Here is a 26,184-nt window from a genome sequence, read left to right as displayed (position 1 = left end):
ACTCTGCGCTGCCCCGGCCCGCGATCCGCGGCCGGGGCAGCGTTGTGCGCTGCGCACACCGGAGCGTGAGCACCGGTCCGCGGCGGGCTGCTCTCCGTGCCTCGCGCCGGGAACGTGCCTGACCGGCCCGTGCTCCCGCCGCCGTGCGCCGTACCTCCCCGACCGACCGTGCCGCGTCCGCCCTGCCCGACTCCGCCGGGTCCCTTCCCCCGGTGCGCCGGGCGGTCCCCGCGTGCGGGGGCGGGCGTACGCCGTTCCCCGAAAGCCGAGACGTGACCGCCGCCCCTCCCGCTCCGCCCGCCTTCGCCGACTGCACGCCCCGCCAGAAGGCCGCCCGGGTCCTCTCCGACGTCCTCGCGCCGGCGCACCTCGTCGTCCTCCTGCTGCTGGTGATCGGCCTGCACAGCACCGGGACGGCGGCCGGGCTCGGCTGGGGCCTGCTCGCCGCCCTGTTCTGCGGCGCCGTGCCGATCGGCATCGTCCGGCTCGGGGTGCGCCGCGGCGCCCTCACCGACCAGCACATACGGGTCCGGCGCCAGCGCATCGTGCCGATGGGGCTGAGCCTGGGCTCGGTGGCCGCCGCGATGGGCCTGGGCCACGCCTTCGGCGCGCCCCGCGAGGTGCTCGCCCTGGTCGCCGCGATGCTCGTCGGGCTCGCGACGACCCTGCTGGTCACCGTGGGCTGGCAGATATCCGTGCACATGTCGGTGGCCGGCGGCACCGTCATGGTCCTCTGGCTGGCGTTCGGGCAGGCCGCGCTCCTCGCGGCGCCGCTCGCCGCGGCCGTCGGCTGGTCCCGGCTCGTCCTGCGGGCGCACACGCCCGCCCAGGTCGCCGCGGGCACCGCCCTCGGGGCGGTCACCGGGCTGACCTTCGCACTGCTGCGCTGACCGGGCGCACTGCTGCGCTGACCGGGCGGCCCTCAGCGCCGCACGGCGCACAGCAGGCCGTCGCCGACCGGCAGCAGGGCCCCTTCCAGCGCAGGGCTCTCCCGTACGCTGCGCAGCAGTTCGCGGACGCGCATGACGTCCGCCTCCTGGGCCGCGGAGTCGACCGTGCGGCCGTCGCGGAAGACCCCCTCGAAGCACACCAGGCCGCCGGGGCGCAGCAGGCGCAACGATTCGGCGAGGTAGTCGAGGGACTCGGTGGGGTCGCCGTCGCAGAAGACGAGGTCGTACCCGCCGTCGGCGAGTCGGGGCAGCACGTCGAGGGCGCGGCCGGGGATGAAGCGGGCGCGGTTGCCCGCGAAGCCGGCGGCGCGGAACGCCTGGCGGGCGAAGGCCTGCCGGTCGGCCTCCGGGTCGACGGTGGTCAGCACCCCGTCCGGGCGCATGCCGTGCAGGAGGTGGATGCCGGAGACGCCGGTGCCCGTGCCGATCTCGGCGACCGCCTTGGCGTCGGCACTGGCGGCGAGCAGGCGCAGCGCGGCGCCGGTGCCGGGCGAGACGGAGCGCAGGCCCGCCTCCCTGGCCCGGTCGCGGGCCCACCGCAGAGCGTCGTCCTCGGCGACAAACGCGTCGGCGAACGCCCAGCTCGTCTGCCGGTTGCCGGTAATGACCCTCTCCTGTCCCCATAGTTGGCGCAACGGTGACTGTAGCCGCTGGCGTCGGGAACCCGCAGATGGGACCGGGCGTTGGAAAGGGCAGCGGACCTATGCCGGAAGGCGGGAAGGGCCCCGGGCGGGGCGCAGAGGGGATGGATGGGGCGGCACCGGTCAGAACGGCGCGGCGACCCCCGACACCCAAGGCAAAGTTAGGGCAAAAAAGCTTATCCGGAGCTGACGGGAGGGGTGGCTATGGTAGGGGCTCCACTGGACACCACCAGAGCCGATAGGGGAGGTGCGGCTGCGCCTGTGGATCGTGGGGGCGTCTGGAGACGCCTCTTCTGGTCGGCGGGTGAGCCGAAATCCGTGACTGACACCGCTGACCGTTTCCACTCCGCCGTGACCGCAACCACCGCGACCTTTGCCGCCGATGCGGGCTCGCAGGCGTGGACCCCTCCCACGTGGGAGGAGATCGTCAGCACGCACAGCGCGCGGGTGTACCGCCTCGCCTACCGCCTGACGGGCAATCAGCACGATGCCGAGGACCTCACGCAGGAGGTCTTCGTCCGGGTCTTCCGCTCGCTGTCCACCTACACGCCCGGCACATTCGAGGGCTGGCTGCACCGGATCACCACGAACCTGTTCCTCGACATGGTCCGCCGCAAGCAGCGGATCCGGTTCGACGCACTCGGGGAGGACGCCGCGGAGCGGCTGGCGAGCCGCGAGCCGTCCCCGCAGCAGGTGCTCCACGACACGCACTTCGACGCGGACGTGCAGCAGGCGCTGGACACCCTCGCGCCCGAGTTCCGCGCGGCGGTCGTGCTCTGCGACATCGAGGGCCTGTCGTACGAGGAGATCGCCGCGACGCTCGGCGTGAAGCTGGGCACCGTCCGCAGCCGCATCCACCGGGGCCGCTCGCACCTGCGCAAGGCGCTCAAGCACCGCTCGCCCGAGGCCAGGGCCGAGCAGCGGGCGCTGGCCGGGGTGGCCGTCGGAGTCCCGGGCAGTGGGGGAGAGGGCGGAGCGCAGTGACCGGAGTCAGTCCGTCCCCCGCCGAGCAGCACCTGGGCGACCGCCTGGCGGCCCTGGTGGACGGGGAGTTGAGCCACGATGCGCGGGAGCGGGTGCTGGCGCACCTCGCGACCTGCCCCAAGTGCAAGGCCGAGGCGGATGCGCAGCGCCGCCTCAAGGCCATGTTCGTCGAGAGCGCGCCGCCGCCGCTGTCCGCCGGGCTGCTGGCCCGGCTCCAAGGGCTGCCCGGCGAAGGGCCCGACGGGCCCGCGGGACCGCCCGGCGGGGACCTGTTCGGGTACCGGGTGCCCGAACCGCCGCAGGAGGGCTTCCGCATCGCCGAGGTGGGGCGGCCCAGGCGGCGCCTCGCCTTCGTCGCCGCCGGCGCGGTGTCCCTGGCGGCGATCGCCCTGGGCGGGACGTTTCCGCTGAACACGGTCGAGCCGAACGTGCGGGGCGAGTCGCCCGCGACCCGGCCCGGCCCCGCCGTGCCCGCGGCCCCCGCCTCCGGGTCCGGACCGGCCCCGGGCGGCGCCGTGTCCGTGGCCGACGCGGTCGTCCGCGACCGCGCGCGACGCCCCGGCCCCGCCGCCGACCCCCGGGAGGAGGGCCCGCTCCCCCCGCTCCACCCCTCCGCCGCACCACCGTCCCGCCCGGTCCCCCTCCTCCGCTGACCCGGGCCGCGCCCGAGCCGCGACGTGCCCAGGCCCCGGCTCGGGGAGGGGCGCATACCTTGCCGTCGGGGCGCAGGGGCCCGGCCCGGCACCCACCGCGTCACCGCGACCACCCAAGCCGCGGCCCCCGCTTCCGGGGCCGGGGGCGGGCGCTGCCATCGTGGCGCCGTACCGGCGGGCCCCATGTGGCGCCCGCCGCGTGAGCCGGCCGCGGGCCTTCGCCTTCGGGGGCGGGCTCGGGCGCTGCGGTCGGGGTGCGATGGGGTGCCGGGCCGACTGGTCTGGCGTGGCGCGCCCGCCGCGTGGGCTGGCCGCGGGCCCTCGCCTTCGGGGGCGGGCTCGGGCGCTGCGGTCGGGGTGCCGGACCGGCGGGTCGGATATGGCGCCTGCCGTTTGGGCTGGCCGCCCGGGCTGGCTGCGGGGCTTCCCTTCCGGTGCGGGGCTTGGGCCCTGCGGTCGGGGTGCCGGGTCGGCGGGTCCGGCGTGGCGCCCGCCGCGTGGGCCGGCCGCGGGCTCTCGCTTCCGGGGCCGTGCCCGTCGGGGTGCCGGGCTGGCGGGTCGGATATGGCGCCTGCCGTTTGGGCTGGCCGCCCGGGCTGGCTGCGGGGCTTCCCTTCCGGTGCGGGGCTTGGGCCCTGCGGTCGGGGTGCCGGGTGGGCGGGTCCGGCGTGGCGCCCGCCGTGTGGGCCGGCTGCGGGCTCTCGCTTCCGGGGGCGTGCCCGTCGGGGTGCCGGGCTGGCGGGTCGGATATGGCGCCTGCCGTTTGGGCTGGCCGCCCGGGCTGGCTGCGGGGCTTCCCTTCCGGTGCGGGGCTTGGGCCCTGCGGTCGGGGTGCCGGGTCGGTGGGTCCTGCGTGGCGCCCGCCGTGTGGGCGGGCTGCGGGCCCTCGCTTCCGGGGGCGGGCTCGGGCCCTGCCGTCGGGGCGCCGTACCGGCGGGTTCGATATGGCGCTTGCCGCGCTGGCGGGCCGCCGCCCATTCCGTCCAGGACGCGTGCCCCGCCTCCCCTGCAGGGGCGTACGGCGCCGACACCGAGGGCAGGGCCGGTTCGGTGCTCCTCTGACGGCAGGATCTTGGGCCGCCATCCCCCGCCGCGCGCCGACCTGGTTGAATCTCCGGCAGGTGCGCCGCCCTGCGGCGGCAGGCAATCCGGGGAGCGCCCATGGCCGACGAGCAACAGTCCCAGCCGACTCCGCCACGGCGGACCGACCCCGTCGACGCCCCGGCGGCCGCACCTCCGAGCCCCACCCCGCCCGCCGAACCCGGCCCGGCGACACCGGCCGCGTCCGGGCCGGCCGCGCCCGCCGAACCAGGCCCCCTCACCGGCGCCGAGCATGGCCCGGTCGCGTTCAACGCCCCCGGCTCGGTCGTGGCCGATGGACCCGGCTTGGGCGCGTCCGGTGACCTCGGCTCGGTCGCGGCCGATGGACCCGGCTCGGGCGCGTCCGGTGACTACGGCTCGATCATGGCCGCTGGACCCGGCTCGGTCGCGGGCGATGGACCCGGTTCGGGCGCGTCCGGTGACCTCGGTTCGGTGGCGGCCGCTGGATCCGGCCCGGCTGCGCCCGCGGAGCGCCGCGCCGTTCCGGCCGCTGCTCCGGGCGGGCCGCCCGCCGGGCCCGGCCCCGTATCGCTCGCGAAGGACGGTCCCGCGCCGGCCGCCGGTTCGGGCGAACGTCCCGCCGACGCCCGGCCGGTCCAGCCGGAGGCCCCGGCTGCGGCGCCGGACGAAGCCCCGGAGGCGCCGCCCGTCGAACCCGGACCGGCGGTGATCCCCGCTCAGGCGGGACCGTCCCCCGCAGACGGATCCGGGCCGGTCGCGGCTGGGGACGAGACCGGCCCGGCGGCCGGGCGGGGTGCGTACGACCCCTGGCAGGTGGGGGTGTTCGGCGTGCCCGATCAGGGGGCGGCGGTTCGGGGGACGGTCGTGCGGCTGCGGCATGCCGTTGCGCTGGGGCTCGGGATCGCCCTGCTCGCCGGCGGCATCGGCGGCTGGCTCGGGGTGCTCGCCGAGCGGCGCAGCAGCACCCGCCTCGAACTCCCGCAGGCCGCGGCCGACAACAAAGACCGGGCCCCCGACAGCGTCGCCGGCATCGCCGCGGCCGCGCTGCCCGGCGTCGTCACCCTCCACGTCCGCGGCAGCGGCGGCGGCAGCGGTTCCGGCGGCACCGGCACCGGGTTCGTCCTCGACGGCCAGGGCCACATCCTCACCAACCACCACGTCGTGGCCGGCGCCAAGGACGTCACCGTCACCTTCAGCACCGGCGAGAGCACCACCGCCTCCGTCGTCGGCCGCGACAGCGGCTACGACCTCGCCGTCGTCCGCGTCACCGGCGTCCGCGGGCTGAAGCCGCTGGCCCTCGGCAACTCCGACGGCGTCCGGGTCGGCGACCCCGTCGTCGCCATCGGCGCCCCCTTCGACCTGTCGAACAGCGTCACCGCCGGCATCATCAGCGCCACCGGCCGGCCCATCACCGCGGGCGGCGACAAGGACGGCAGCGACATCAGCTACGTGGACGCCCTCCAGACCGACGCGCCCATCAACCCCGGCAACTCGGGCGGCCCGCTCCTCGACGCGCAGGCCCGCGTCATCGGCATCAACAGCGCCATACGCGGAGCCGAGAAGACCGGCTCGGACCGGCAGAGCGGCAGCATCGGCCTCGGCTTCGCCATCCCCGTCAACCAGGGCAAGCGCGTCGCCGAGGAGCTCATCCGCACCGGCCGCGCCACCCACCCCGTCATCGGCGTCACCCTCGACATGCAGTACACCGGCGCCGGTGCCCGCGTCGGCGCCCAAGGCGAGGGCGGCAAGCCCGCCGTCACCCCCGGCGGGCCCGCCGCCCGGGCCGGCGTCCGACCCGGCGACGTGATCACCGAGGTCGACGGCGTGCGCGTCCACGGCGGGGACGAGCTCATCGTCAAGGTCCGCGCCCGCCGCCCCGGCGACCCGCTCCGCCTCACCCTCCTGCGGGACGGCCGCGAGCAGACCGTCCGGCTCGTGCTCGGTTCCGCGGAAGGGCCGTGACCCCCTGCCGAACCGGGGATGATGGAGTACCGATGTAGGGCCCCGGGCGCCCGGCCGGGTACCGTTGTCGTGGCCCGACGAGGAGAGAGCCGAGGAGCGGCAAGGTGTTCAACGACATAGGCGCACTCGAGCTGGTCACCATCGTGGTCCTCGCCATCCTCGTCTTCGGACCGGACAAACTGCCGAAGGTCGTCCAGGACGTCGCCGGCTTCGTCCGCAAGATCCGCGCCTTCTCCGACAGCGCGAAGCAGGACATCCGCTCCGAGCTCGGACCGGACTTCAAGGACTTCGAGTTCGAGGACCTCAACCCCAAGACGTTCATCCGCAAGCAGCTCTCCACCAACGAGGACCTCCGCGACATCCGCAGCAGCTTCGACCTCCGCCAGGAGCTGAACGACGTCACCGACGCCGTCAACGGCCGCGACCCCGAGCCCGCGCCGGCCCCCGCCGGCCCCGGCCCGGACCTGGTGAAGAAGCCCGCCGCCCCGTCCTCCGAGCAGCGCACCCCGTTCGACGCCGACGCCACCTGAGCCCCGTCCTGCCCGGCGATCCGGGGTCCGGTGGCTATCCTCCATGAGTCCGGACCCAGGACGCCCGAGGGGGGCGGGCCGTTCCGGACCCCACGGAACGAGAGGCCCCATCGATGGAGACGACGAGCAGTAGCCGGGTCGGCGCACAGCCCGCCGAAGCACCCGAAGCACCCGCCGCCGCACCCGCCGCGACCGCCCCGCCGGCCACACCCGCCGCCCCGGCCGCGGCCGTCCCGCACACCGCCGCCCCGCCCCACGAGGAGACCGCGGCCGCCCCCGTCCCGGCCGCCCGCCGCACCGCCGACGGCTTCCGCCGCGCCGGATTCCCCTGGTACGGGCTGGACGGCGCCTTCACCGGGCACCGCTGGCTGATGCAGGTCGGCACCGGCGCCGACGGCACCGTCGAGCACGGCTCCACCGGCCACGGCGACGAACCGTCCGTCCGCGGCGAGCTCGCCACAGGCGAGAAGGAGCGCTTCGCGGTCGTCGTGACCGTCGCGGCGAACCCGCTGCGCCGCAGCGGCGACGGCACCGGAATCCTGGAGGCCACCTCCGTGTCCTCCGCCGCCTGGCTCGCCGGCTCCGGCCTGCTGGCCTACAGCTGGCCCGGCCAGATGGACCACACCCTGCGAGACGACTGGCTGGAGCAGCAGACCGAGGCGGCCTGGGAGCTCGCCGACCACCTCGACGGCCCGGACTGGTCGACGCTGTCGCTGCCCGTCGACGGCGAGCCGACCCCCTTCCACTACCGCGAGTCCGAGTTCGGCTGGGTCCTCGCCGGCACCACCCCCGCGGGGGTCCACCTCGGCGCGTACGGCCGCGGCATGAGCGCCTACGGGATCGGCTTCGCCGTCATCGGCGACCTCACCGCCTACGAGTAGCCGCACCCCGGACACGCCGGAGGGGCACCGCGGCAGGCGGTGCCCCTCCGTCCGAACCCGTCAGAACTTGTTGCGCGGGGTGATCCCCAGCGACATGCCGGCCAGGCCGCGCGCCCGGCCGCCCAGCTTGCCCGCGATCGTGCGCAGCGCCGCACCCGCCGGGGAGTCCGGGTCGGACAGGACGACGGGCCTGCCCTCGTCGCCGCCCTCCCGCAGCCGGACGTCGATCGGGATGGAGCCGAGGACCGGCACGGTCGCGCCGACCGTCTTCGTCAGGCCGTCGGCGACCTTCTGGCCGCCGCCGGTGCCGAACACGTCGACCATCTCGTCGCAGTGCGGGCAGGGCAGCCCGGACATGTTCTCCACCACGCCGACGATCTTCTGGTGGGTCTGGACGGCGATCGAGCCGGCCCGCTCGGCGACCTCCGCCGCGGCCTGCTGCGGCGTCGTCACGACGAGGATCTCGGCGTTCGGCACGAGCTGCGCCACCGAGATCGCGATGTCGCCGGTGCCCGGCGGCAGGTCCAGCAGCAGCACGTCCAGGTCGCCCCAGAAGACGTCCGCGAGGAACTGCTGGAGCGCGCGGTGCAGCATCGGGCCGCGCCAGACGACCGGCGCGTTGCCCGGGGTGAACATGCCGATGGAGATGACCTTCACGCCGTTCGCCGACGGCGGCATGATCATGTTCTCGACCTGGGTGGGCTTCCCGTCGACGCCGAGCATGCGGGGCACGCTGTGGCCGTAGATGTCGGCGTCGACGACACCGACCTTCAGGCCGTCCGCCGCCATCGCCGCGGCCAGGTTCACCGTCACCGACGACTTGCCGACACCGCCCTTGCCGGACGCGACCGCGTACACGCGGGTCAGCGAGCCCGGCTTGGCGAACGGGACCTCGCGCTCGGCGGTGCCGCCGCGCAGCGTGGCCGCCAGCTCCTTGCGCTGCTCGTCGCTCATCACGTCCAGCGTCACCTCCACCGAGGTGACGCCGGGGACCTTCGCGACCGCGTCCGAGACGTTCTTGGTGATCGTCTCGCGCATGGGGCAGCCCGACACCGTCAGGTAGACCGTGACCGCGACCGCGCCGCCGTCGCCGATCTCCACCGATTTGACCATGCCGAGCTCGGTGATCGGCCGGTGGATCTCGGGGTCGTTCACCGTCGCCAGCGCGTCCAGGATCGCGTCCTGCTCGGGCACGGCGGCGGAGCTTGTGTCGGTAGCCATGCGTCGATGGTACGGCTCGGTAGCGTGCCTCCGGAAAGGCCGCTAACGGTCGCCTTCGTCACTCTCCTGCGGGAACATCCGCCGCTCGTCCATCTCCTTGATCAGGTCCTGGAACTCCGAGCGGATCCAGTCGCGCGTCGCGACCTCGCCCAGGCCCATCCGCAGCGCCGCGATCTCCCGCGTCAGGTACTCGGTGTCGGCGATGGACCGCTCGTTCTGCTTGCGGTCCTGCTCCAGGTTGACGCGGTCGCGGTCGTCCTGCCGGTTCTGCGCGAGGAGGATCAGCGGGGCCGCGTACGAGGCCTGCAGCGACAGCATCAGCGTCAGGAAGATGAAGGGGTACTCGTCCCAGCGCAGGTGCGACGGCGCGAACACGTTCCACAGCACCCACACCACGATGACCAGCGTCATCCAGACGATGAACCGGCCCGTGCCGAGGAAGCGCGCCACCTTCTCCGACAGCCGGCCGAAGGCCTCCGGGTCGTACACCGGCAGCAGCCGCCGCCGGTCCGCCCGCGGCTGGTCCAGCCGTACGCGCGCCGACCGGGTCAGCGCGCTCGACCCCGTCGCGGCGGCCCGCGACCGCAGCCGCTCGGAGGCCTCCTCCTCCCGGCCGCTCAGCCCGTGCTCCCGCGCGTCCTCCCGCGCGTGCTCCCGGGCCAGCTCGCGCCGCACCCGCAGCTGCTCGCGGCGCCGCTCGCGCGCCGGGTCGCCCCGCCGCTCACCGCCCACCGGAGACCTCCTCGGAGTGGAGGTCCGTCTCCCGCCAGTCGTCCGGCAGCAGGTGGTCCAGCACGTCGTCCACCGTCACCGCGCCGAGCAACGCGCCGCCCTCGTCGACGACGGGCACGGCGACCATGTTGTACGCGGCCAGGTAGCTCGTCACGGCCGGCAGCGAGGCGTCCGGCCGCAGCGGCGGGAGGTCCGTGTCGACGATCGAGCTGACCAGCGTGAACGGCGGATCGCGCAGCAGCCGCTGGAAGTGCACCGTGCCGAGGTACTTGCCCGTCGGCGTCTCGTCCGGCGGCCGGCACACGTACACCTGCGCGGCCAGCGCCGGCGACAGGTCGGCCTGCCGGACCCGGGCCAGGGCGTCCGCGACCGTCGCGTCCGGCCGGAGCACGATCGGCTCCGTCGTCATCAGGCCGCCGGCCGTGTTCTCCTCGTACGACAGCAGCCGGCGCATGTCCGCGGCGTCGTCGGGCTGCATCAGCGTCAGCAGCCGCTCCTTGTCGTCCTCGGGCAGCTCGGACAGCAGGTCGGCGGCGTCGTCCGGGTCCATCGCCTCCAGGACGTCGGCGGCGCGCTCCTCCTTCAGCTTGCCGAGGATCTCGACCTGCTCGTCCTCGGGCAGCTCCTCCAGGACGTCCGCGAGCCGGTCGTCGTCGAGGGCGCTCGCCACCTCGGCGCGCCGCTTCGGCGTCAGGTGGTGCAGGACGTTCGCCACGTCCGCCGGGCGCATCTGCTCGAAGGTGGCGACCAGGTTCTCGGCGCCCTGCCCCTCCTCCTCCAGGGAGAAGCCGGTCACCGCCGACCACTCCACGGTCAGCGTCTCGCCGCGGCGGCGCAGCGCGCCCCCCTTGCCCTTGCGTACGAAGATCTTGTCGATCTCCCAGTCGCGGCGGGCCGGCAGCTGCTGGATGGCCACGTCCAGGACGGTCGCCTCCTCGCCGGTCGCGGTCAGCCGCACCCGCCGGTCCAGGAGCTCGCCGAGGACCAGCCGCTCCGTCGGCCGCTGCTCGAACCGCCGCATGTTCACCACGCCGGTGGTGATGACCTGGCCGGACTCCACGCCCGTCACCCGCGTCATCGGCAGGAAGATCCGGCGCCGGCTGACCACCTCGACCACCAGCCCCAGCAGCCGCGGCGGCCGCCCGCCGACGCGCAGCATCGCCACGAGGTCGCGGACCCGGCCCACCTGGTCGCCGTTGGGATCGAAGACGGGCACACCCGACAGATGCGAGACGAAGATCCGCGGGGCGCCTCCGGCCATTCCAGCGCCTCCTAGAGCGTCGATCCACGGTCCTGCCTGCCGCCCCTCAGGCTAGCCCGTGGGGTGCACGGCCGTCCTGGTGGGGCCGTCCGCCCGGGGTGCGCCGCCGGCCGCCCGCCCGCCGACCACGGGCACCCTCCGAGCGCCGGCCTACGGGCGGGTACGCTGCCTGCTGCCCAGCGAAGCACGACGAGAGGCACCCGCCCGTGACCGCCCATTCCCCCGCCGCACGGCTGCGCCGCGCCGCCGTCGCCGGTGTCGTCTTCGCGGGCCTCGCCGTTGCCGGGACGGGCTGCGGCGCGGACCCCGACGAAGGCACCAACGGCGTCGGCAAGCTCTCCGCGGGCCAGATCGAGGGCAAGGCGAAGGCCGCCGCCGGCGCCGCCTCCTCCGTGCACCTGTCGGGCACCCTCGTCAGCAGCGGAAAAACCTTCACCCTCGACATGCGCCTCGGCAAGGAGGGCGGCTCCGGCGAGGTGAAGTCCAAGGAGGACACCTTCCAGCTGCTGCGCGTCGGCGACCAGCTCTACCTCAAGGCGAGCGCCGCCTTCTGGGGGACCTCCGAGGCGGCCGGGAAGCTCGGCGACAAGTACGTGAAGGTCCCCGAGAGCGACCCCACCTACAAGCAGTTCCGCGGCTTCACCGACATGCACGTCCTGCTCGACGGCCTCCTCGGCCTCGACGGCAAGCTCGCCAAGGGCGACTACACCAAGGTCGGCCCGACCCGCGCCGTGCAGGTCACCGCCGACAAGGGCAAGGGCGGCAAGCTGGCGGTCTCCCTGGAGGGCACCCCGTACCCGCTGCGGATGGAGCGCGCCGGGGGAGCGGGCACCGTCGACCTGAGCGACTGGGGGCAGCCGGTGCAGCTGGACCCGCCGCCGGCGGACCAGACCCTCGACTACGGCTCCCAGCTGCCGACGACCAAGGAGCCCGGCGGCGGCGGCAGCCCGGCTCCGGCGCCGACCGGCAAGGGATCGGGCCAGGGCAGCAACCCGACGGGGTAGCCGGCGGGCCCGGCGTCGGCCTACGCCCCGCGGGCGGCCTTCTTCCGCTTCAGCAGCAGCCTCGGCAGGCCCGCCGGGATCGGCCGCCGCGTCACCGCGGGCGAGCCGGCCGGCACCGCGGCCAGCGACCCGTCCGGCAGGTCGGTGCTCGCCGCGACCGGCTCCAGGCGCAGCACCCGGCACTCGCGCGCCCAGCGCGCCGTCATCTCCTCGGAGTCGGGGGCGTTCAGCCGCTTGCCCTTCAGCTCCGCCACCGCCGCCTCCCACTCGCCGCCGCCGGGAGGCAGTTCCCGTACGGCCGCGGTCCATGCCACGAGCCGGCCGCCCTTGTCCTTGCTGCGGACGGTCACCTCGGCCGTCGCCCCGTCGGCGAGGCCGGGCAGCGGCTGCTCGCCGGGGCCGTCGCCCAGCACGTGCGCCGCGCCGTCCACCCAGGCGTGCCACAGGGCGCGCTCGGCGCCGGCGCCGCGGACCCAGATCAGGCCGGACTTCTTGGTGGCCTCCTCGACGAGGGCCAGGTCGAGCGTGCTGAGAGTCATGCGCACCAGGGTAGGGGAGGGCCCGCACGGTCCCGGCGGGCCCGTCGGGCGGGGCCCCGGGGGGGCTACAGCCAGCCGTGGCGGCGCAGCGCCCGGTGGATGGTGAAGCAGATGCCGACGATGCTCGCCATCACCATCGGGTAGCCGTACTCCCACTGGAGCTCGGGCATGTGCTCGAAGTTCATCCCGTACACGCCGCAGATCATGGTCGGTACGGCGATGATGGCCGCCCAGGAGGTGATCTTGCGCATGTCCTCGTTCTGCGCGACGGTCGCCTGGGCGAGGTTGGCCTGGAGGATCGAGTTCAGCAGCTCGTCGAAGCCGACGACCTGCTCGTGGACGCGCGCCAGGTGGTCGGCGACGTCGCGGAAGTACTTCTGGATGTCCGGGTCGACCAGCCGCATCGGGCGCTCGCTGAGCAGCTCCATCGGCCGCAGCAGCGGGGCCACGGCCCGCTTGAACTCCAGCACCTCCCGCTTGAGCTGGTAGATGCGGCCGGCGTCGCCGCCGCGCGCGACGCCCTTGGCGGGCGCGGCGAACACCGCGTTCTCCACCTCGTCGATGTCGTCCTGGACCGCCGCCGCGACCGCGATGTACCCGTCGACGACGTGGTCGGCGATCGAGTGCAGGACCGCCGAGGGGCCCTTGGCCAGCAGCTCGGGGTCGTCCTGGAGGCGGTGGCGCAGGCCCCGCAGCGAGCCCTGCCCGCCGTGCCGGACCGTGATCACGAAGTCGGGGCCGGTGAAGCACATCACCTCGCCGGTCTCCACGACCTCGCTGGTCGCCGTGAGTTCCGCGTGCTCCACGTAGTGGATCGTCTTGAACACCGTGAAGAGGGTGTCGTCGTAGCGCTCCAGCTTCGGCCGCTGGTGGGCGTGTACGGCGTCCTCCACGGCCAGCGGGTGCAGGCCGAAGACTGCGGCGATCCCCGCGAACTCCTCCTCCGTCGGCTCGTGCAGGCCGATCCAGGCGAAGCCGCCGTCCTCGCGGACCCGCCGGATCGCCTCACGGGGCGTCAGACAGGCCGAGCCGAGGGCGCGCCGGCCGTCGCGGTACACCGCGCAGTCGACCACGGCGCTGCTCGCCGAGGGGTCGCGGGTGGTGTCGTAGCCGGGCTGGACGGGGTTGGACCTGCGCAGCGCCGGTCGGACGGCGGCACGGAGGTAGGGCAGCATCGACATGGCAGGCTCCTTCGCACGCACGGCCGCGGCCGTACGGGGTGGGAGGTCCCTCCGGTGGACGCGGACTGCGGGCGGCGGGCGCGCCGGCAGGGGCGGAGGGAAAGGGACGGGAGGACAGACGTTCCGCCGTCGCTCTTCTGCTGATCGGATGATCAAACGGGGCAGGGTGCGCCCGTACCAGGGGCGGAAGAGCGATTGGTACTGCACGATCGACTTCGGTCCACGGCAGTCCCCACCTCCTCCGGCCGGTCCCCCGTGGGGGACGTCCTGTCGCCGGGGCCCCGAGGCACCGCTTCTGCGGTGCGGCCCCGACCAGCGGTCAACACTATCAGCCGACGGATGGTCAAGACCCGCCCTTTACCCGCCGGATACGAGTTCTATGCTCGGCGCATGGCAGAAATTCTGGCTCTCGTCGAAGCCCGGCTGCGCAGCGCCCTCGGCGAGCCCGACGCCCGGGCCGCCGTCACGTTCCTCGGCACCGACCGCATCGAGGTGCTCCGCTTCACCGGGGACGGCCTCGTGCGGTACGCGACCCTCGGCATGTCCGCGTCCCCGATGGCCGACCCGACCGCCGTGGTCGCCGACCCGCTGCGCGGCCCGCGGGCCGAGCTGCTGCTGACGGTGCGGGAAGGCCTGGCGCCCACGGACCGGGTGCTGCGGCCGCTCGCCGTCCTCGCCGCCTCGCCGCAGGTGGAAGGGCTGGTGGTGGCGCCCGGCGCGTCGCTCGACGTGGGCGAGCCGCTGTGGGAGGGCGCGCCTTTCACGTCGGTGCTCGTCGCGGAGCCCGGCGGGCTCGTCGAGGACCTCGAACTGGACGAGCCGATGGAGCCGGTGCGGTTCCTGCCGCTCCTGCCGATGACAGCGAACGAGGCGGCCTGGAAGCGGGTCCACGGCGCGGCTGCCCTCCAGGAGAAGTGGCTGGCGCGCGGGACGGACCTGCGCGACCCGCTGCGTACCGCCGTGGCGCTGGACTGAGGCATCCGACCGGGTGATCGTGTCTTGACGGGGCGCCGGGCGGGGAGGAGCGTGGCTTCCCATGAGGGGCGAACCGAGTTGCCCGAAGTGCGGTGGCCGGGTCAGGGCGCCCGGACTCTTCTCCGACTCCTGGCAGTGCGCGGTGCACGGCACGGTGCACCCCCTGCAGCCCGTCATCCCGCCCAGCGTCGAGGCCCTCGGGGTCGTCGTGCAGCGGGCCCGGGTCCCGGTGTGGATGCCGTGGCCGCTGCCGGTGGGGTGGCTTTTCACGGGGGTGGCGGCGGCCGGTGACGACCGCAGCGGGGGCAGGGCGACCGCCGTGGCGTGCTCCGGGCCCGGACCGCTGGGCGGCCCCGGCGAGTTGGTGCTGATCGCCGAGGAGCTGGGCGTCGGGCTCGGCTCCCGCTACGCCGGCATCGACGGCCCCGACCCCGGCTCCGCCATCGACGTCTCCTCCCCGCCGCACGCCAAGGTCGTCGCGGGCGGCCGGCCGACACCGCTGTGGCACGTGAACGGGGCCCCCGAAGACCGGGCGGTCTTCGCCGGCGAGGCCCGGGGGCTGTGGCTGTGGGCCATCGCCTGGCCCGAGCAGTCGGGCCTCCTGATGTACGACGAACTGGTCCTGACGGACCTGCGCGAGGCGGGCGCCGAGGTGGAGATGCTGCCCATCGGTGCCCTCAGCCCGCGGATCCTCGGATTGTCGTAGTCCACGGCAGTGCCGTCGCGGCGGCCCGGGGGGAGGAGGGGGGCGCGGCCGGGCGTTATCCTGGGGTGTCCCCGCAACCCCGACCCCTGGAGCCATGGCCGTGCGCATCGACCTGCACGCCCACTCCACGGCGTCCGACGGGACCGACACCCCCGCCGAGCTGGTCCGCGCCGCGGCCGCCGCCGGGCTGGACGTCGTCGCGCTCACCGACCACGACACCGTCGCGGGCCACGCCGAGGCCGTCGCGGCCGCCCCGGCCGGGCTGACCGTCGTCCCCGGCATGGAGCTCTCCTGCCGCCTCGACGGCATCGGCATGCACATGCTCGCGTACCTCTTCGACCCCGGGGAGCCCGAGCTCGCCCGCGAGCGGGAGCTCGTCCGCGACGACCGCACGCCGCGCGCCCAGGCGATGATCGCCAAGCTGCGCGGCCTCGGCGTGGACGTCACCTGGGAGCAAGTCTCCCGGATCGCCGCCGGAGGCTCCGTCGGCCGGCCGCACATCGCGACCGCGCTCGTCGAACTCGGCGTCGTGCCCACCGTGTCGGACGCGTTCACGCCGGACTGGCTCGCGGACGGCGGGCGCGCCTACGCCGAGAAGCACGAGCTCGACCCGTTCGAGGCCGTACGCCTGGTCAAGGCGGCCGGCGGCGTCACCGTCTTCGCGCACCCCGCCGCCGTCAAGCGCGGCCGCTGTGTGCCCGAGTCGGCGATAGCCGAACTCGCCGCCGCCGGACTGGACGGCATCGAGGTCGACCACATGGACCACGACGACGCCACGCGCGCCCGGCTGCGCGGCCTGGCCGGCGACCTGGGCCTGCTCGTGACCGGCTCCAGCGACTACCACGGCAGCCGCAAGACCTGCCGCCTCGGTGACTACACCACCGACCCGGAGGTCTACGGCGAGATCACGCGCCGCGCCGCGGGGGCCTTCCCCGTCCCGGGCGCCGGCGGAGACACGCGCGCGTAAGGCCGCCCCGCCCGGCAGCAGCCGGGTCCGCGCCCGCACGCCCCGCCCCCGGCACCCTCCTCCGAAACACCCCTCTCTCTGCAAGGCATCACTGTGTTCGACTTCGCCGTCTTCGGATCCCTATTTCTCACGCTTTTTGTGATTATGGACCCTCCGGGGATCACGCCGATCTTCCTCGCCCTGACCTCCGGCCGCCCCGTCAAGGTGCAGCGCCGGATGGCCTGGCAGGCCGTCTGCGTGGCCTTCGGCGTCATCGCCGTCTTCGGCATCTGCGGCCAGCAGATCCTCGACTACCTGCACGTCTCCGTCCCGGCGCTGATGATCGCCGGCGGTCTGCTGCTCCTGCTCATCGCCCTCGACCTGCTGACCGGGAAGACGGACGAGCCGAAGCAGACCAAGGACGTCAACGTCGCCCTCGTCCCGCTCGGCATGCCGCTGCTCGCCGGACCGGGTGCGATCGTCTCCGTCATCCTGGCCGTGCAGAAGGCCGACGGCGTCGCGGGGCAGGTCTCGGTCTGGGCCGCGATCGTCGCGATGCACGCGGTCCTGTGGCTCACGATGCGCTACTCCCTGGTGATCATCCGCGTGATCAAGGACGGCGGCGTCGTCCTCGTGACGCGGCTCGCGGGCATGATGCTCTCCGCCATCGCCGTCCAGCAGATCATCAACGGCGTGCTCCAGGTCGTCCGCGGCGCCTGACGCCCGCCGCGCCCGCGCAGGCGAAACGCCCCCGCACCGGATCGGTGCGGGGGCGTTCGGCGTGTGGGGCGAAGCGTCAGGAGGACGCACTCTCGGCCGGTCGGATCAGGATGCGCTGGCCGATCGAGGCCGCCTGCTGCACGATCCGGTTGACGGAGGCCGCGTCCACGACGGTGCTGTCCACGGCGGATCCGTCGACGTCGTCCAGGCGCAGAATCTCGAAGCGCACGGCTTCTCCCTTCGTCAGTGTTCTCCTTGCACTGTTCCAACCGAGGGGAGGAGGCAAACATTCCCTACGCTAAATAAATTTTTTCCCAGGCTAACTATTTGTGGCCGACGGACGTCCAGAAGGACGCCAGTGCCCTGGCCGTGGCCTGCGGGTTCTCCGCATTGGGGGAGTGCTCGGCCCCCGCCACGACCACCCGCCGCGCCCCGAGCCGCTCCGCCATCTCGTCGAGCAGCGGCACGGGCCACGCGTAGTCCACCTCGCCCGAGACGACCATCTTCGGCAGGTCCACCGCGGCCAGCTCGTCGACCCGGTCCGGCTCGGAGACCAGCACCCGCCCCGTGGCGATCAGCTGCTCCGGCACGGTCGCCAGCCAGCGGCCGCGCAGGAACGCCTCCAGCTCCGGCGCGTCCGCCACCGCGTCCTCCGGATCGTAGGAGCGCATCGCGGTCCACACGCCCGCCATGTCCTCGCGCATCACCTCCAGCGCCGCCACCAGCAGCTTCGTGCGCGCCTGCTGCTCCTCGGAGATGGCGCCCGGCCCGCTGCTCATCAGCGTCAGCGAGGCGAACGGCGCGGCGTCCCGCAGGACCGCGGCCCGCGCGACCAGCCCGCCCAGGGAGTGCCCGAGCAGGTGGAGCGGCCCCCCGCCGCCGAGCGCGGCGGCCTGCGCGAGGACGTCGCGCGCCAGCTCCTCCAGGGCGTACGCGGACTCCTCGCGCGGCCCCGGCGTCTCGTGCTGCCCGCGCCCGTCGACGGCGACGACCCGGTACCCGGCCGCGGCCAGCGGCTCCAGCAGCCCGATGAAGTCCTCCTTGCTCCCGGTGAACCCGGGAACCAGCAGGGCGGTGCCGCGCTCCGGTGCCCCCGCCTCGTGCACGGCGAAGTCGCCGCGGGCGGTGGTCAGGCGGTACGCGCAGGCGTCGGACGGGAGGGTCAGGCGGGGCGGCTTGCTCATGGCCCGAGGTTACCGGCCCGTAGGGAGCCGTTCACTCCGAGGGCCCGCCCTCCTCGGGCATGCCGAGGGCCCGGCTCCCCGAGTGGGGAACCGGGCCCGTGGCACGGTGCTGCGGGGGCTTACGCCTCCGCGGCGGGCGCGACGGCCTTGCGGGTCCGGGTGCGCTTCGGCTTGGCCGGGGCCTCCTCGGCGGCAGCGGCGGCCTCGGCCACCGGAGCCTCCGCGGCGGGGGCGGCGGCCTTGCGGGTCCGGGTGCGCTTCGGCTTGGCCGCGGCGTCCTCGGCGGCAGCGGCGGCCTCGGCCACCGGAGCCTCCGCGGCGGGCGCGACGGCCTTGCGGGTCCGGGTGCGCTTCGGCTTGGCCGGGGCCTCCTCGGCCGCCGGGGCCTCCGCGACCGGGGCCGGCGCCGCGGCCGGGGCGGCAGCGGGGGCCTTGCGCGGAGCCCGCGTGGTGCGGCGGGCCCGGACGGGCTCGGCCGGCGGCGCGATCTGGAAGTCCGGCTCCGGCCCGGCCGGCTGCACCGGCACCTCGACGGGCGCGGCCGCGGCCGCCGCCAGGATCGAGGTCTGGGTGGGCTTGCGGGTCCGGGCCACCCGGCGCGGCGCGGCAGCGGCCTTGGCGGGCGGCACCTCGGCCGGAGCCTCGGCGGCGGGGGCCTCGGCCACCGGCGCCTTGGCGGCCGGCACCTCGGCGACGGGGACCTCGGCGACCGGAACCTCGACGGCCGGGGCCGCGGCCACGGCGGCAGCGGCGGCCTCCGCAGCCGACACCCGGGTCCGCCGGCGGCGCGGCCTGCGCGGCTCGTCCGCGGCGGGCACCTCCGCGGCGGGGGCCTCGGCCACCGCGGCGGGAGCCGCAGCCGCCTCGGCCGCCACCTCGGCACCGCCGCGCGTACGGCGGCGCTGGCGCGGGGTCCGCGTCCGGGCCGGGCGCTCCGCCTCGGCGGAGGCCGCCGGACGGCGCTCGCCGCGGCCGCCCCGGCCACCGCGGCCGCCGGTCTCGCCCAAGTCCTCGATCTCCTCGGCGTCCAGGCCGGCCCGCACGCGCTCGGCGCGCGGCAGGACACCCTTGGTGCCGGCCGGGATGCCCAGCTCCTCGTAGAGGTGCGGGGAGGTGGAGTACGTCTCGACCGGGTTGTGGAAGTCGAGCTCCAGCGCCTTGTTGATCAGCTGCCAGCGCGGGATGTCGTCCCAGTCGACCAGCGTGATCGCGGTGCCCTTGTTGCCCGCGCGGCCGGTGCGGCCGACCCGGTGCAGGAAGGTCTTCTCGTCCTCGGGCGTCTGGTAGTTGATGACGTGCGTCACGCCCTCGACGTCGATGCCGCGCGCGGCGACGTCGGTGCACACCAGGACGTCGACCTTGCCGTTGCGGAACGCGCGCAGCGCCTGCTCGCGCGCCCCCTGGCCCAGGTCGCCGTGGACGGCGCCGGCCGCGAAGCCGCGCCGCTCCAGCTGCTCGGCGATGTCCGCCGCGGTGCGCTTGGTCCGGCAGAAGATCATGGCGAGTCCGCGGCCCTCGGCCTGCAGGACGCGCGACACGAGCTCCGGCTTGTCCATGTTGTGCGCACGGTAGACGTGCTGCGTGATGTTGGCGACGGTCGCGCCCTCGTCGTCGGGCGAGGTGGCGCGGATGTGCGTCGGCTGGGTCATGTACCGGCGGGCCAGGCCGATGACGGCGCCCGGCATGGTCGCCGAGAACAGCATCGTCTGCCGCTTGGCCGGCAGGTGGTTGATGATCTTCTCGACGTCGGGCAGGAAGCCCAGGTCGAGCATTTCGTCGGCCTCGTCCAGCACCAGCGCCTTGACGCGCGACAGGTCGAGCTTGCGCTGGCCGGCCAGGTCGAGCAGGCGGCCGGGCGTGCCGACGATGACGTCGACGCCCTTCTGGAGCGCCTCGACCTGCGGCTCGTACGCGCGTCCGCCGTATATGGCGAGGACGCGGACGTTGCGGACCTTTCCGGCGGTCAGCAGGTCGTTCGTCACCTGGGTGCACAGCTCGCGCGTCGGGACGACGACGAGGGCCTGGGGGGAGTCGGTGAGCTGGTCGGGCGTGGCCCGGCCGGCCTCGACGTCCGCGGGAACGACGACGCGCTCCAGCAGCGGAAGGCCGAAACCGAGCGTCTTGCCGGTTCCGGTCTTGGCCTGTCCGATGACGTCCGTGCCGGAGAGGGCGACGGGGAGGGTCATCTCCTGGATCGGGAAGGGGGTGGTGATGCCGACGGCTTCGAGGGCCTCGGCGGTCTCGGGAAAGATCCCGAGTTCTCGGAACGTAGTCAGGGTGCTGCCTCTTCTGTGAGACGCGGCACGAGGCGGCGAGGGGGTCCTACCGTGCCAGGCTTGCCGTACTGGGACGTGCGAAGCTGCGCGGGACCACTGCCTTCGCTCAAGCGCTTGCGCCGCTGAGGGGGCCCCTCTCGGACGCGGTACGCATGGACGTACGCATCACCGAGGGCGGTCGGGTTGGAGCCGATCGGGCCACCGACCGGGCATCCTCATTCGGATGGCCCGCCGAGTATTCGGCAGGCGCAATACCACTGTACCCCGGATTCCCGCAGGCGTGTCGGGTGAATTCACCTGGCCGTCGTGTCCGGGTGGACGGGACGACGTGCGACGCGGTGGCCTCGGGGTCCTCGGGGCGGGCTATTGTGCGGACCATGTCGACCGTAGAAAACGCAACGCCCGCCGACGACGGCGCCTCCGCCGGGTCCGGCGGCATCGCAGCCCAGGACTGGGCGACCGCCTCGGCCTCGCCGCAGTACCGGGCCGCCGTCGTGGACCTCCTGGGCGCGCTCGCGTACGGCGAGCTGGCCGCATTCGAGCGCCTCGCGGAGGACGCGAAGCTCGCGCCCACCCTCGACGACAAGGCCGAGCTCGCCAAGATGGCCGCCGCCGAATTCCACCACTTCGAGCGGCTGCGCGACCGGCTCGCCGCGATCGACGCCGAGCCGACCGCCGCGATGGAGCCCTTCGCCAAGGGCGTCGACGACTTCCACCGCCAGACCGCCCCGTCGGACTGGCTGGAGGGCCTGGTCAAGGCGTACGTGGGCGACTCGATCGCCAGCGACTTCTACCGCGAGGTCGCCAGCCACCTGGACGCGGACACCCGCGCCCTGGTGCTCGGCGTGCTCGACGACACCGGCCACGGCGGCTTCGCCGTGGAGAAGGTCCGCGCCGCCATCGAGGCCGACCCGCGCTGCGGCGGCCGGCTCGCCCTGTGGGCGCGCCGCCTGATGGGCGAGGCCCTCTCGCAGGCGCAGCGGGTGGTCGCCGAGCGCGACGCCCTGTCGACCATGCTCGTCGGCGGAGTCGACGGGATGGCGGCCGGCTTCGACCTGGCGGCCGTCGGCGAGATGTTCGCCCGCATCACCAAGGCGCACACCAAGCGGATGGCGGCCCTGGGCCTCGCCGCCTGACACCGGCGGTTCCCGCTCAGGGCTTACGGCGGCCCCGGCGCGCGCACCGCGCACCGGGGCCGCGGCCGCGTCACGATCCGCCGGAGGGACCGCCTGGCGGGCGGCGACCGGTAACGGAGCGGGGCGGGCGGCGACGGTCAGCCCCGCGACGGAAGCGAAAACGGAGCCCGGCGGGCGCCGCCGGGGGACCCGCCCGGCCGCAGCAGCAGCGACAGCACCACGGCGGACACCAGCACCGCACCGGCCAGCGTCGCCATCGGGCTGGAGTGCCCCGGGCCGAGCGCGTACCCCGTCAGCCAGGCCCCGAAGAGGGCGCCGAGCACGCCGCTGGCGAGCACGATCCGCGCGGCGGGCAGGCGCCGGGCGAACAGGCGCACCGCCCCCGCCGCCAGGGCGAGGCCCAACAGGGCGGAGCCGAGCGCTTCCAGCAGCAGCATGAGGGCCTCCCGCAGGCCGGGGCCGAACCAGGTCAGAGCCGTCCTACCCGAAGCGGAAGACGCGGAAACGGCCCGGCGGAACAACCGCCGGGCCGTTTCGGCCAGTTCCCGGAGCGCCCGTCCGACGCCCCCGACATCCGGTCAGAGCGCGCCGAAGCCGACCTTGCGGACGTTCGGCTCGCCCAGGTCCACGTACGACAGGCGGTCGGACGGCACCAGGACCCGGCGGCCCTTGGTGTCGGTGAGGCTGAGCAGCGGCTCCGAACCGGTCAGCGCGGCCGAGACGATGCGCTCCAGCTCCTCGGCGCTCAGGTCGCTCTCCAGCACGATCTCCCGGGGTGCGTGCTGCACGCCGATCTTGACCTCCACGGCTTCGTCCCTCCGACGGTCGTTGTGCGCGATCAGCCGCGCCGTACCGGTCCACATTAGCCCGCAGAGGGGACGGGCGAGCGTGCTCCGGGCACGCTCGCAGCGAACAGCGCGGGGCGGCACCGACCTCACCGGTCGGCGCCGCCCCGCGGCCGGTCCTGCGCCAGGGTCAGGAGGCCGGGCCCCCTGCGGCGCCCTCCGCGCCGTGCAGCGGGAAGCCGGCGATGCCGCGCCAGGCCAGCGACGTCAGCAGGCCCACCGCCTTGTCGCGGGCGACCGGGCTCTCGCTGGAGAGCCAGTACCGGGCCACCACCTGCGAAACGCCGCCCAGGCCCACCGCCAGCAGCATCGACTCGTCCTGGGACAGCCCCGTGTCCTCCGCGATCACGTCGGAGATCGCCTCCGCGCACTGCAGCGACACCCGGTCGACACGCTCGCGCACCGCGGGCTCGTTGGTCAGGTCCGACTCGAACACCAGGCGGAACGCGCCGCCCTCTTCCTCCACGTACGCGAAGTAGGCGTCCATCGTCGCGGCGACGCGCAGCTTGTTGTCCGTCGTCGACTCCAGCGCACCCCGCACCGCCTGGAGAAGGTTCTCGCAGTGCTGGTCCAGCAGCGCCAGGTACAGGTCCAGCTTGCCGGGGAAGTGCTGGTAGAGCACCGGCTTGCTGACCCCGGCCCGCTCGGCGATGTCGTCCATCGCCGCCGCGTGGTACCCCTGCGCGACGAAGACCTCCTGGGCCGCGCCCAGGAGCTGGTTGCGTCGGGCTCGGCGCGGCAGGCGCGTGCCCCGAGGACGCGCTGCCTCCGTCTGCTCGATGGCTGTCACGCCGCCTCCCACTTTCTCTCATGCACAGTGCGCTCTGCGCCGCGCCCGCCATCGTACTTTTCGGTAACCGCATGCGGGGGGTTCCGGCCGAGTTTTCTCGCTCTGCGGACCGCCCGGAGGCGCTGGTCAGGACGCCCCGGCGGGTTACCGGGCGGTAGTGGGCGGCGTCGGACGGCTCAGCGGTAGTCCTCCTCGTCCAGGGGCACCACGCGCGCCTGCTCGACGGCGTCGCCGTCGTTCGCCTCGCCGCGCTCCACCCCCGTGATGCGGTCGTCGTCGTCATCGGGCCGGAGCTCCGCCAGCTGCTCCGCCGCGTCGGCCTCCGGCGCCTCCGCGTCCAGCGACTCCCGGAACTCGCCCCGGAAGGTGTCCGGCTCTGCGGGGTCGACACTCATCTGGCTCTCCCCTTCCCTCGCCCCTGGTCCTGCCTACCCCAAAGCCTAGGAGGATCGCCCGTGCACCGCTACGCGGCCGTCCTCGGCCTGTGACGCCGAACACAAGAGTCCGGACGTGATCGTCTCGTAACATTGCCCCCATGTCTTCGACCGAGCTGCCGGGTGTGCGCTCCGCCGCCGAGCCGTCCCCCCGGGCCGGCACCGCCCGGGTGGCCGAGGGGGAGCAGCTGCGCACCGACCGGCTGCCGGGGCTGGAACTCGCCGTGCGGTTCCGACCCGCCACAGCCGGGACCGGACTGCCGCCCGCCCTGTTCGTGCACGGCCTCGGCGGCTCCTCCACCAACTGGTCCGCCCTCATGGCCCGCCTGGAGGACCGCGTCGACGGCGAGGCCCTCGACCTGCCCGGCTTCGGCTGGTCGCCGCCGCCCGCCGACCGGAACTACTCGGTCAACGCCATGGCCCGCGCCGTCGTCCGGCACCTCGACGCCGCCGGCCGCGGCCCCGTCCACCTCGTCGGCAACTCCCTCGGCGGCGCCGTCACCACCCGCGTCGCGGCCGTCCGCCCCGACCTCGTGCGCACCCTGACCCTGGTCTCGCCCGCCCTCCCCGAGCTGCGCGTGCAGCGGTCGGCCGTGCCGACCGGCCTCCTCGCCCTGCCCGGGACGGCCGCGCTCATCGACCGGCTCACCCGCGGCCTCAGCGCCGAGCAGCGCACCCGCGGCGTCACCGAGCTCTGCTACGGCGACCCCTCGCTGGTGCCGCCGGAGGCATTCGCCCAGGCCGTCGAGGAGATGGAGCGCCGCATGGCGCTCCCCTACTTCTGGGAGGCGATGAGCCGCACCACCCGCGGCATCGTCGACGCCTACACCCTCGGCGGACAGCACGGGCTGTGGCGGCAGGCCCAGCGCGTCCTGGCCCCGACGCTGCTCGTCTACGGCGGCCGCGACCAGCTCGTCTCCTACCGCATGGCCCGCAAGGCCGCCGCCGCGTTCCGCGGCTCGCGCCTGCTGTGCCTGCCCGCCGCCGGGCACGTGGCGATGATGGAGTGCCCAGACGCCGTGGCGAAGGCCTTCCGGGAACTCCTGGACGACACCGGCAAACATGTCCGATATACCGACGACGGCAGAGGCTGAGCACCTTGGGACGACACAGCCGCAAGGGCCCCGCTCCGGCAGGCAGGCCCCCCGGGGCCGCCCCCGCCGCGCCGCCGGCCGCCGAGCAGCAGGCCCCGTACGGGCAGGAGCGCGGCCGCGAGCCGTACGCGTACGGACAGGACGGGTACGGACAGGACGGGTACGGACAGGACGGGTACGGGCAGGACGGGTACGGGCAGCACCAGCCGTACGAGCAGTCCCACGGGCAGCAGTACCGGCAGTACGAGCAGTACGAGCAGTACGAGCAGTACGGGGAGTTCGCGTACGAGGAGCACGCCTCCTCCGGCGGCCACGCTGCGTACGGGGAGCGGCACCCGCAGTACGACCGGCCCGCCGGCCACCCCGAGCAGCGCGAGCCCGGCGGAGGGTGGGGCGCCGGCCCCGGCACGGTGTACGGAGACTGGCAGGGCCTCCCGGGCGGCGGTGCGGAATCCGCCCGCGCCCCCCGGTCCGGAGCTGAAACCGTTCTCCCCGGCTCCGGCCCCGCGGCGGACGCCTCCGACGGCCCCGCCTCCACCGGCCCGCAGCGCCGGGTGCCCGCCCCCCGCGGGGACGACGCCGAGGAAACGCAGGCCGGCGCCTCCGGCACGGGGCGCGGCCGCAAGGCCCTCACCTACACCGGCATGGCCGCCGCGGCCGTCACCACCGTCCTCGCCGTCGTCGTCGCCGGCCATATGTCCGCCGACGCCGACGGCAAGTCCGCCTCCCCGCGCGCCGCCGGCGCTGCCGGCGACCGGGCCTTGCCCGGCCAGTCAGCGGCCTCCCGCTCCGACGGCCGGGCCGTCCCGCAGGCGCCGCCCGAGGCCCCGGCGCCCGCGCCGGAGCTCACGTACGACCAGAAGATGGCCCAGCAGCTCCCGATCGACGAGAAGCTGAAGGGACCCGGGACCTTCGAGACGGTCCCCGGCGTCGCCGCCGCCCCCGGCAAGGGCGACGTGGTCCGCTACCGGGTCGACGTCGAGACCGGGCTCGGGCTGGACGCCCAGCTGTTCGCGGAGGCCGTGCACCGCACCCTCAACGACGACCGCAGCTGGGCCCACGGCGGCCGCAAGACCTTCGAGCGGGTCCCGGGCGGCAGCGCCGACTTCGTCATCACCCTCGCCAGCCCCGGCACGACCGGCGTGTGGTGCGCGAAGTCCGGGCTGGACACCACCATCGAGAACGTCTCCTGCGACTCCGCCAACACCGACCGCGTGATGATCAACGCGTACCGGTGGGCGCAGGGCTCGCCCACGTACGGGGCGGAGCAGATGTTCGCGTACCGGCAGATGCTCATCAACCACGAGGTCGGCCACCGGCTCGGCCACGGGCACGTGAACTGCCAGACCCCGGGCGCCCCCGCGCCGATCATGCAGCAGCAGACCAAGTCGCTGGAGATCAACGGCGTCCGCTGCAAGCCCAACCCGTGGGTGTTCCCCGGCAACTGACGGACGGCAGGAAAGCCGGACGGCCGGAC

Annotated in this window: 27 protein-coding genes; 14 read left to right on the top strand and 13 right to left on the bottom strand. The window is 74.7% G+C overall.

Going from position 1 to position 26,184, the window contains the following annotated elements; genetic code table 11:
• Positions 1–272 precede the first annotated feature (272 nt).
• A complete protein-coding gene (locus tag IE170_RS17125) occupies positions 273–890 on the top strand; it encodes a phosphatase PAP2 family protein (protein WP_189810252.1) in 618 nt (205 codons plus the stop codon).
• A gap of 32 nt (positions 891–922) precedes the next feature.
• Here IE170_RS17125 and IE170_RS17120 read toward each other — a convergent pair whose 3' ends face one another.
• Entirely contained in the window at positions 923–1,585 is a 663-nt protein-coding gene (locus tag IE170_RS17120) for an O-methyltransferase (RefSeq protein WP_189810251.1), read from the bottom strand.
• Positions 1,586–1,795: 210 nt separating this feature from the next.
• Between IE170_RS17120 and sigE the strand changes: the two genes are divergently transcribed.
• From sigE to IE170_RS17095, 5 genes are all read left to right on the top strand, one after another.
• Positions 1,796–2,575, top strand: coding sequence for an RNA polymerase sigma factor SigE (gene sigE, locus IE170_RS17115; RefSeq protein WP_125548401.1), 780 nt, complete (start codon positions 1,796–1,798; stop codon positions 2,573–2,575).
• On the top strand, positions 2,572–3,228 hold the full coding sequence (locus tag IE170_RS17110; RefSeq protein ID WP_189810250.1) for an anti-sigma factor family protein: 657 nt from the start codon (positions 2,572–2,574) through the stop codon (positions 3,226–3,228). The genes sigE and IE170_RS17110 overlap by 4 nt, the downstream gene beginning before the upstream one ends.
• Before the next feature lie 1,890 nt (positions 3,229–5,118).
• A complete protein-coding gene (locus tag IE170_RS17105; protein ID WP_308428409.1) occupies positions 5,119–6,252 on the top strand; it encodes a S1C family serine protease in 1,134 nt (377 codons plus the stop codon).
• 104 nt (positions 6,253–6,356) lie between these two features.
• Complete coding sequence (locus IE170_RS17100; protein WP_189810248.1) at positions 6,357–6,782, top strand: sec-independent translocase; 426 nt, start codon at positions 6,357–6,359, stop codon at positions 6,780–6,782.
• Between the two features lie 113 nt (positions 6,783–6,895).
• Positions 6,896–7,663: a hypothetical protein gene (locus tag IE170_RS17095; protein WP_189810247.1), complete on the top strand. Its 768-nt coding sequence runs from the start codon at positions 6,896–6,898 to the stop codon at positions 7,661–7,663.
• Positions 7,664–7,723: 60 nt separating this feature from the next.
• Here the strand turns inward: IE170_RS17095 and IE170_RS17090 are convergent, their stop codons facing one another.
• The 3 genes from IE170_RS17090 to IE170_RS17080 all read right to left on the bottom strand — a co-directional run bounded on the left by IE170_RS17090 (position 7,724) and on the right by IE170_RS17080 (position 10,877).
• Positions 7,724–8,839: an Mrp/NBP35 family ATP-binding protein gene (locus IE170_RS17090; protein WP_189810340.1), complete on the bottom strand. Its 1,116-nt coding sequence runs from the start codon at positions 8,837–8,839 to the stop codon at positions 7,724–7,726.
• Between the two features lie 87 nt (positions 8,840–8,926).
• On the bottom strand, positions 8,927–9,505 hold the full coding sequence (locus IE170_RS17085; protein WP_373299007.1) for a DUF1003 domain-containing protein: 579 nt from the start codon (positions 9,503–9,505) through the stop codon (positions 8,927–8,929).
• Positions 9,506–9,605: 100 nt separating this feature from the next.
• The gene (locus IE170_RS17080; protein WP_189810246.1) at positions 9,606–10,877 is read right to left on the bottom strand and encodes a magnesium transporter MgtE N-terminal domain-containing protein; all 1,272 of its coding nucleotides are present in this window, start codon (positions 10,875–10,877) and stop codon (positions 9,606–9,608) included.
• 206 nt (positions 10,878–11,083) lie between these two features.
• On the opposite strand from IE170_RS17080, the gene IE170_RS17075 reads away from it, so the two are divergent.
• Positions 11,084–11,881, top strand: a complete 798-nt coding sequence (locus tag IE170_RS17075; RefSeq protein WP_189810245.1) for a hypothetical protein — start codon at positions 11,084–11,086, stop codon at positions 11,879–11,881.
• A 20-nt stretch (positions 11,882–11,901) separates the two neighbouring features.
• On the opposite strand, the gene IE170_RS17070 is transcribed toward IE170_RS17075, so the two are convergent.
• Both IE170_RS17070 and IE170_RS17065 read right to left on the bottom strand, forming a co-directional pair.
• The gene (locus IE170_RS17070; RefSeq protein ID WP_189810244.1) at positions 11,902–12,420 is read right to left on the bottom strand and encodes a hypothetical protein; all 519 of its coding nucleotides are present in this window, start codon (positions 12,418–12,420) and stop codon (positions 11,902–11,904) included.
• Positions 12,421–12,485: 65 nt separating this feature from the next.
• Complete coding sequence (locus IE170_RS17065; protein ID WP_189810243.1) at positions 12,486–13,601, bottom strand: magnesium and cobalt transport protein CorA; 1,116 nt, start codon at positions 13,599–13,601, stop codon at positions 12,486–12,488.
• A gap of 390 nt (positions 13,602–13,991) precedes the next feature.
• Between IE170_RS17065 and IE170_RS17060 the strand changes: the two genes are divergently transcribed.
• From IE170_RS17060 to IE170_RS17045, 4 genes are all read left to right on the top strand, one after another.
• On the top strand, positions 13,992–14,576 hold the full coding sequence (locus IE170_RS17060; protein ID WP_189810242.1) for a suppressor of fused domain protein: 585 nt from the start codon (positions 13,992–13,994) through the stop codon (positions 14,574–14,576).
• A 61-nt stretch (positions 14,577–14,637) separates the two neighbouring features.
• Entirely contained in the window at positions 14,638–15,282 is a 645-nt protein-coding gene (locus IE170_RS17055) for a DUF6758 family protein (RefSeq protein ID WP_189810241.1), read from the top strand.
• Positions 15,283–15,382: 100 nt separating this feature from the next.
• Positions 15,383–16,249, top strand: coding sequence for a PHP domain-containing protein (locus tag IE170_RS17050; RefSeq protein WP_189810338.1), 867 nt, complete (start codon positions 15,383–15,385; stop codon positions 16,247–16,249).
• A 93-nt stretch (positions 16,250–16,342) separates the two neighbouring features.
• Positions 16,343–16,948 (top strand): MarC family protein, encoded by a 606-nt coding sequence (locus IE170_RS17045; protein WP_114054039.1) that lies wholly within the window; start codon positions 16,343–16,345, stop codon positions 16,946–16,948.
• 76 nt (positions 16,949–17,024) lie between these two features.
• Here IE170_RS17045 and IE170_RS17040 read toward each other — a convergent pair whose 3' ends face one another.
• From IE170_RS17040 to IE170_RS17030, 3 genes are all read right to left on the bottom strand, one after another.
• Positions 17,025–17,177: a DUF8834 family protein gene (locus IE170_RS17040; protein ID WP_174250346.1), complete on the bottom strand. Its 153-nt coding sequence runs from the start codon at positions 17,175–17,177 to the stop codon at positions 17,025–17,027.
• A 94-nt stretch (positions 17,178–17,271) separates the two neighbouring features.
• Positions 17,272–18,132, bottom strand: a complete 861-nt coding sequence (locus tag IE170_RS17035) for an alpha/beta fold hydrolase (RefSeq protein ID WP_189810240.1) — start codon at positions 18,130–18,132, stop codon at positions 17,272–17,274.
• A gap of 119 nt (positions 18,133–18,251) precedes the next feature.
• Entirely contained in the window at positions 18,252–20,318 is a 2,067-nt protein-coding gene (locus tag IE170_RS17030) for a DEAD/DEAH box helicase (RefSeq protein WP_223855968.1), read from the bottom strand.
• 467 nt (positions 20,319–20,785) lie between these two features.
• Between IE170_RS17030 and IE170_RS17025 the strand changes: the two genes are divergently transcribed.
• Entirely contained in the window at positions 20,786–21,544 is a 759-nt protein-coding gene (locus IE170_RS17025; RefSeq protein ID WP_114058456.1) for a ferritin-like fold-containing protein, read from the top strand.
• A 137-nt stretch (positions 21,545–21,681) separates the two neighbouring features.
• Here IE170_RS17025 and IE170_RS17020 read toward each other — a convergent pair whose 3' ends face one another.
• From IE170_RS17020 to IE170_RS17005, 4 genes are all read right to left on the bottom strand, one after another.
• Positions 21,682–21,981: a hypothetical protein gene (locus tag IE170_RS17020; protein ID WP_373299003.1), complete on the bottom strand. Its 300-nt coding sequence runs from the start codon at positions 21,979–21,981 to the stop codon at positions 21,682–21,684.
• 141 nt (positions 21,982–22,122) lie between these two features.
• A complete protein-coding gene (locus IE170_RS17015; protein ID WP_189810335.1) occupies positions 22,123–22,350 on the bottom strand; it encodes a DUF3107 domain-containing protein in 228 nt (75 codons plus the stop codon).
• A gap of 169 nt (positions 22,351–22,519) precedes the next feature.
• Positions 22,520–23,179 (bottom strand): TetR/AcrR family transcriptional regulator, encoded by a 660-nt coding sequence (locus IE170_RS17010; protein WP_189810239.1) that lies wholly within the window; start codon positions 23,177–23,179, stop codon positions 22,520–22,522.
• 176 nt (positions 23,180–23,355) lie between these two features.
• The gene (locus IE170_RS17005) at positions 23,356–23,574 is read right to left on the bottom strand and encodes an Rv3202a family protein (protein WP_189810238.1); all 219 of its coding nucleotides are present in this window, start codon (positions 23,572–23,574) and stop codon (positions 23,356–23,358) included.
• A 140-nt stretch (positions 23,575–23,714) separates the two neighbouring features.
• Here IE170_RS17005 and IE170_RS17000 point away from each other — a divergent pair, with 140 nt between their 5' ends.
• Positions 23,715–24,707 carry an alpha/beta fold hydrolase gene (locus tag IE170_RS17000; RefSeq protein WP_189810237.1) on the top strand — a complete coding sequence of 331 codons (993 nt, stop codon included), beginning with the start codon at positions 23,715–23,717 and terminating at the stop codon, positions 24,705–24,707.
• A 5-nt stretch (positions 24,708–24,712) separates the two neighbouring features.
• Positions 24,713–26,155 carry a DUF3152 domain-containing protein gene (locus IE170_RS16995; RefSeq protein ID WP_189810236.1) on the top strand — a complete coding sequence of 481 codons (1,443 nt, stop codon included), beginning with the start codon at positions 24,713–24,715 and terminating at the stop codon, positions 26,153–26,155.
• The last annotated feature ends 29 nt before the right edge of the window (positions 26,156–26,184 follow it).

Source organism: Streptomyces toxytricini (assembly GCF_014649915.1).
In the GTDB taxonomy this organism is placed as follows: domain Bacteria; phylum Actinomycetota; class Actinomycetes; order Streptomycetales; family Streptomycetaceae; genus Streptomyces; species Streptomyces toxytricini.
Note: the sequence above shows the minus strand (reverse complement) of the source record. Positions and strands in the feature narration are given on the sequence as shown.

Bases quoted from the DNA above. Each gene is read 5' to 3' on its own strand.
- sigE (WP_125548401.1), top strand. From the start codon at position 1,796: ATGGTAGGGGCTCCACTGGACACCACCAGAGCCGATAGGGGAGGTGCG.
- IE170_RS17095 (WP_189810247.1), top strand. From the start codon at position 6,896: ATGGAGACGACGAGCAGTAGCCGGGTCGGCGCACAGCCCGCCGAAGCA.
- IE170_RS17080 (WP_189810246.1), bottom strand. From the start codon at position 10,877: ATGGCCGGAGGCGCCCCGCGGATCTTCGTCTCGCATCTGTCGGGTGTG.
- IE170_RS17070 (WP_189810244.1), bottom strand. From the start codon at position 12,420: ATGACTCTCAGCACGCTCGACCTGGCCCTCGTCGAGGAGGCCACCAAG.
- IE170_RS17065 (WP_189810243.1), bottom strand. From the start codon at position 13,601: ATGTCGATGCTGCCCTACCTCCGTGCCGCCGTCCGACCGGCGCTGCGC.
- IE170_RS17060 (WP_189810242.1), top strand. From the start codon at position 13,992: ATGGCAGAAATTCTGGCTCTCGTCGAAGCCCGGCTGCGCAGCGCCCTC.
- IE170_RS17055 (WP_189810241.1), top strand. From the start codon at position 14,638: ATGAGGGGCGAACCGAGTTGCCCGAAGTGCGGTGGCCGGGTCAGGGCG.
- IE170_RS17035 (WP_189810240.1), bottom strand. From the start codon at position 18,132: ATGAGCAAGCCGCCCCGCCTGACCCTCCCGTCCGACGCCTGCGCGTAC.
- IE170_RS17030 (WP_223855968.1), bottom strand. From the start codon at position 20,318: ATGACCCTCCCCGTCGCCCTCTCCGGCACGGACGTCATCGGACAGGCC.
- IE170_RS17025 (WP_114058456.1), top strand. From the start codon at position 20,786: ATGTCGACCGTAGAAAACGCAACGCCCGCCGACGACGGCGCCTCCGCC.
- IE170_RS17020 (WP_373299003.1), bottom strand. From the start codon at position 21,981: ATGCTGCTGCTGGAAGCGCTCGGCTCCGCCCTGTTGGGCCTCGCCCTG.
- IE170_RS17005 (WP_189810238.1), bottom strand. From the start codon at position 23,574: ATGAGTGTCGACCCCGCAGAGCCGGACACCTTCCGGGGCGAGTTCCGG.
- IE170_RS17000 (WP_189810237.1), top strand. From the start codon at position 23,715: ATGTCTTCGACCGAGCTGCCGGGTGTGCGCTCCGCCGCCGAGCCGTCC.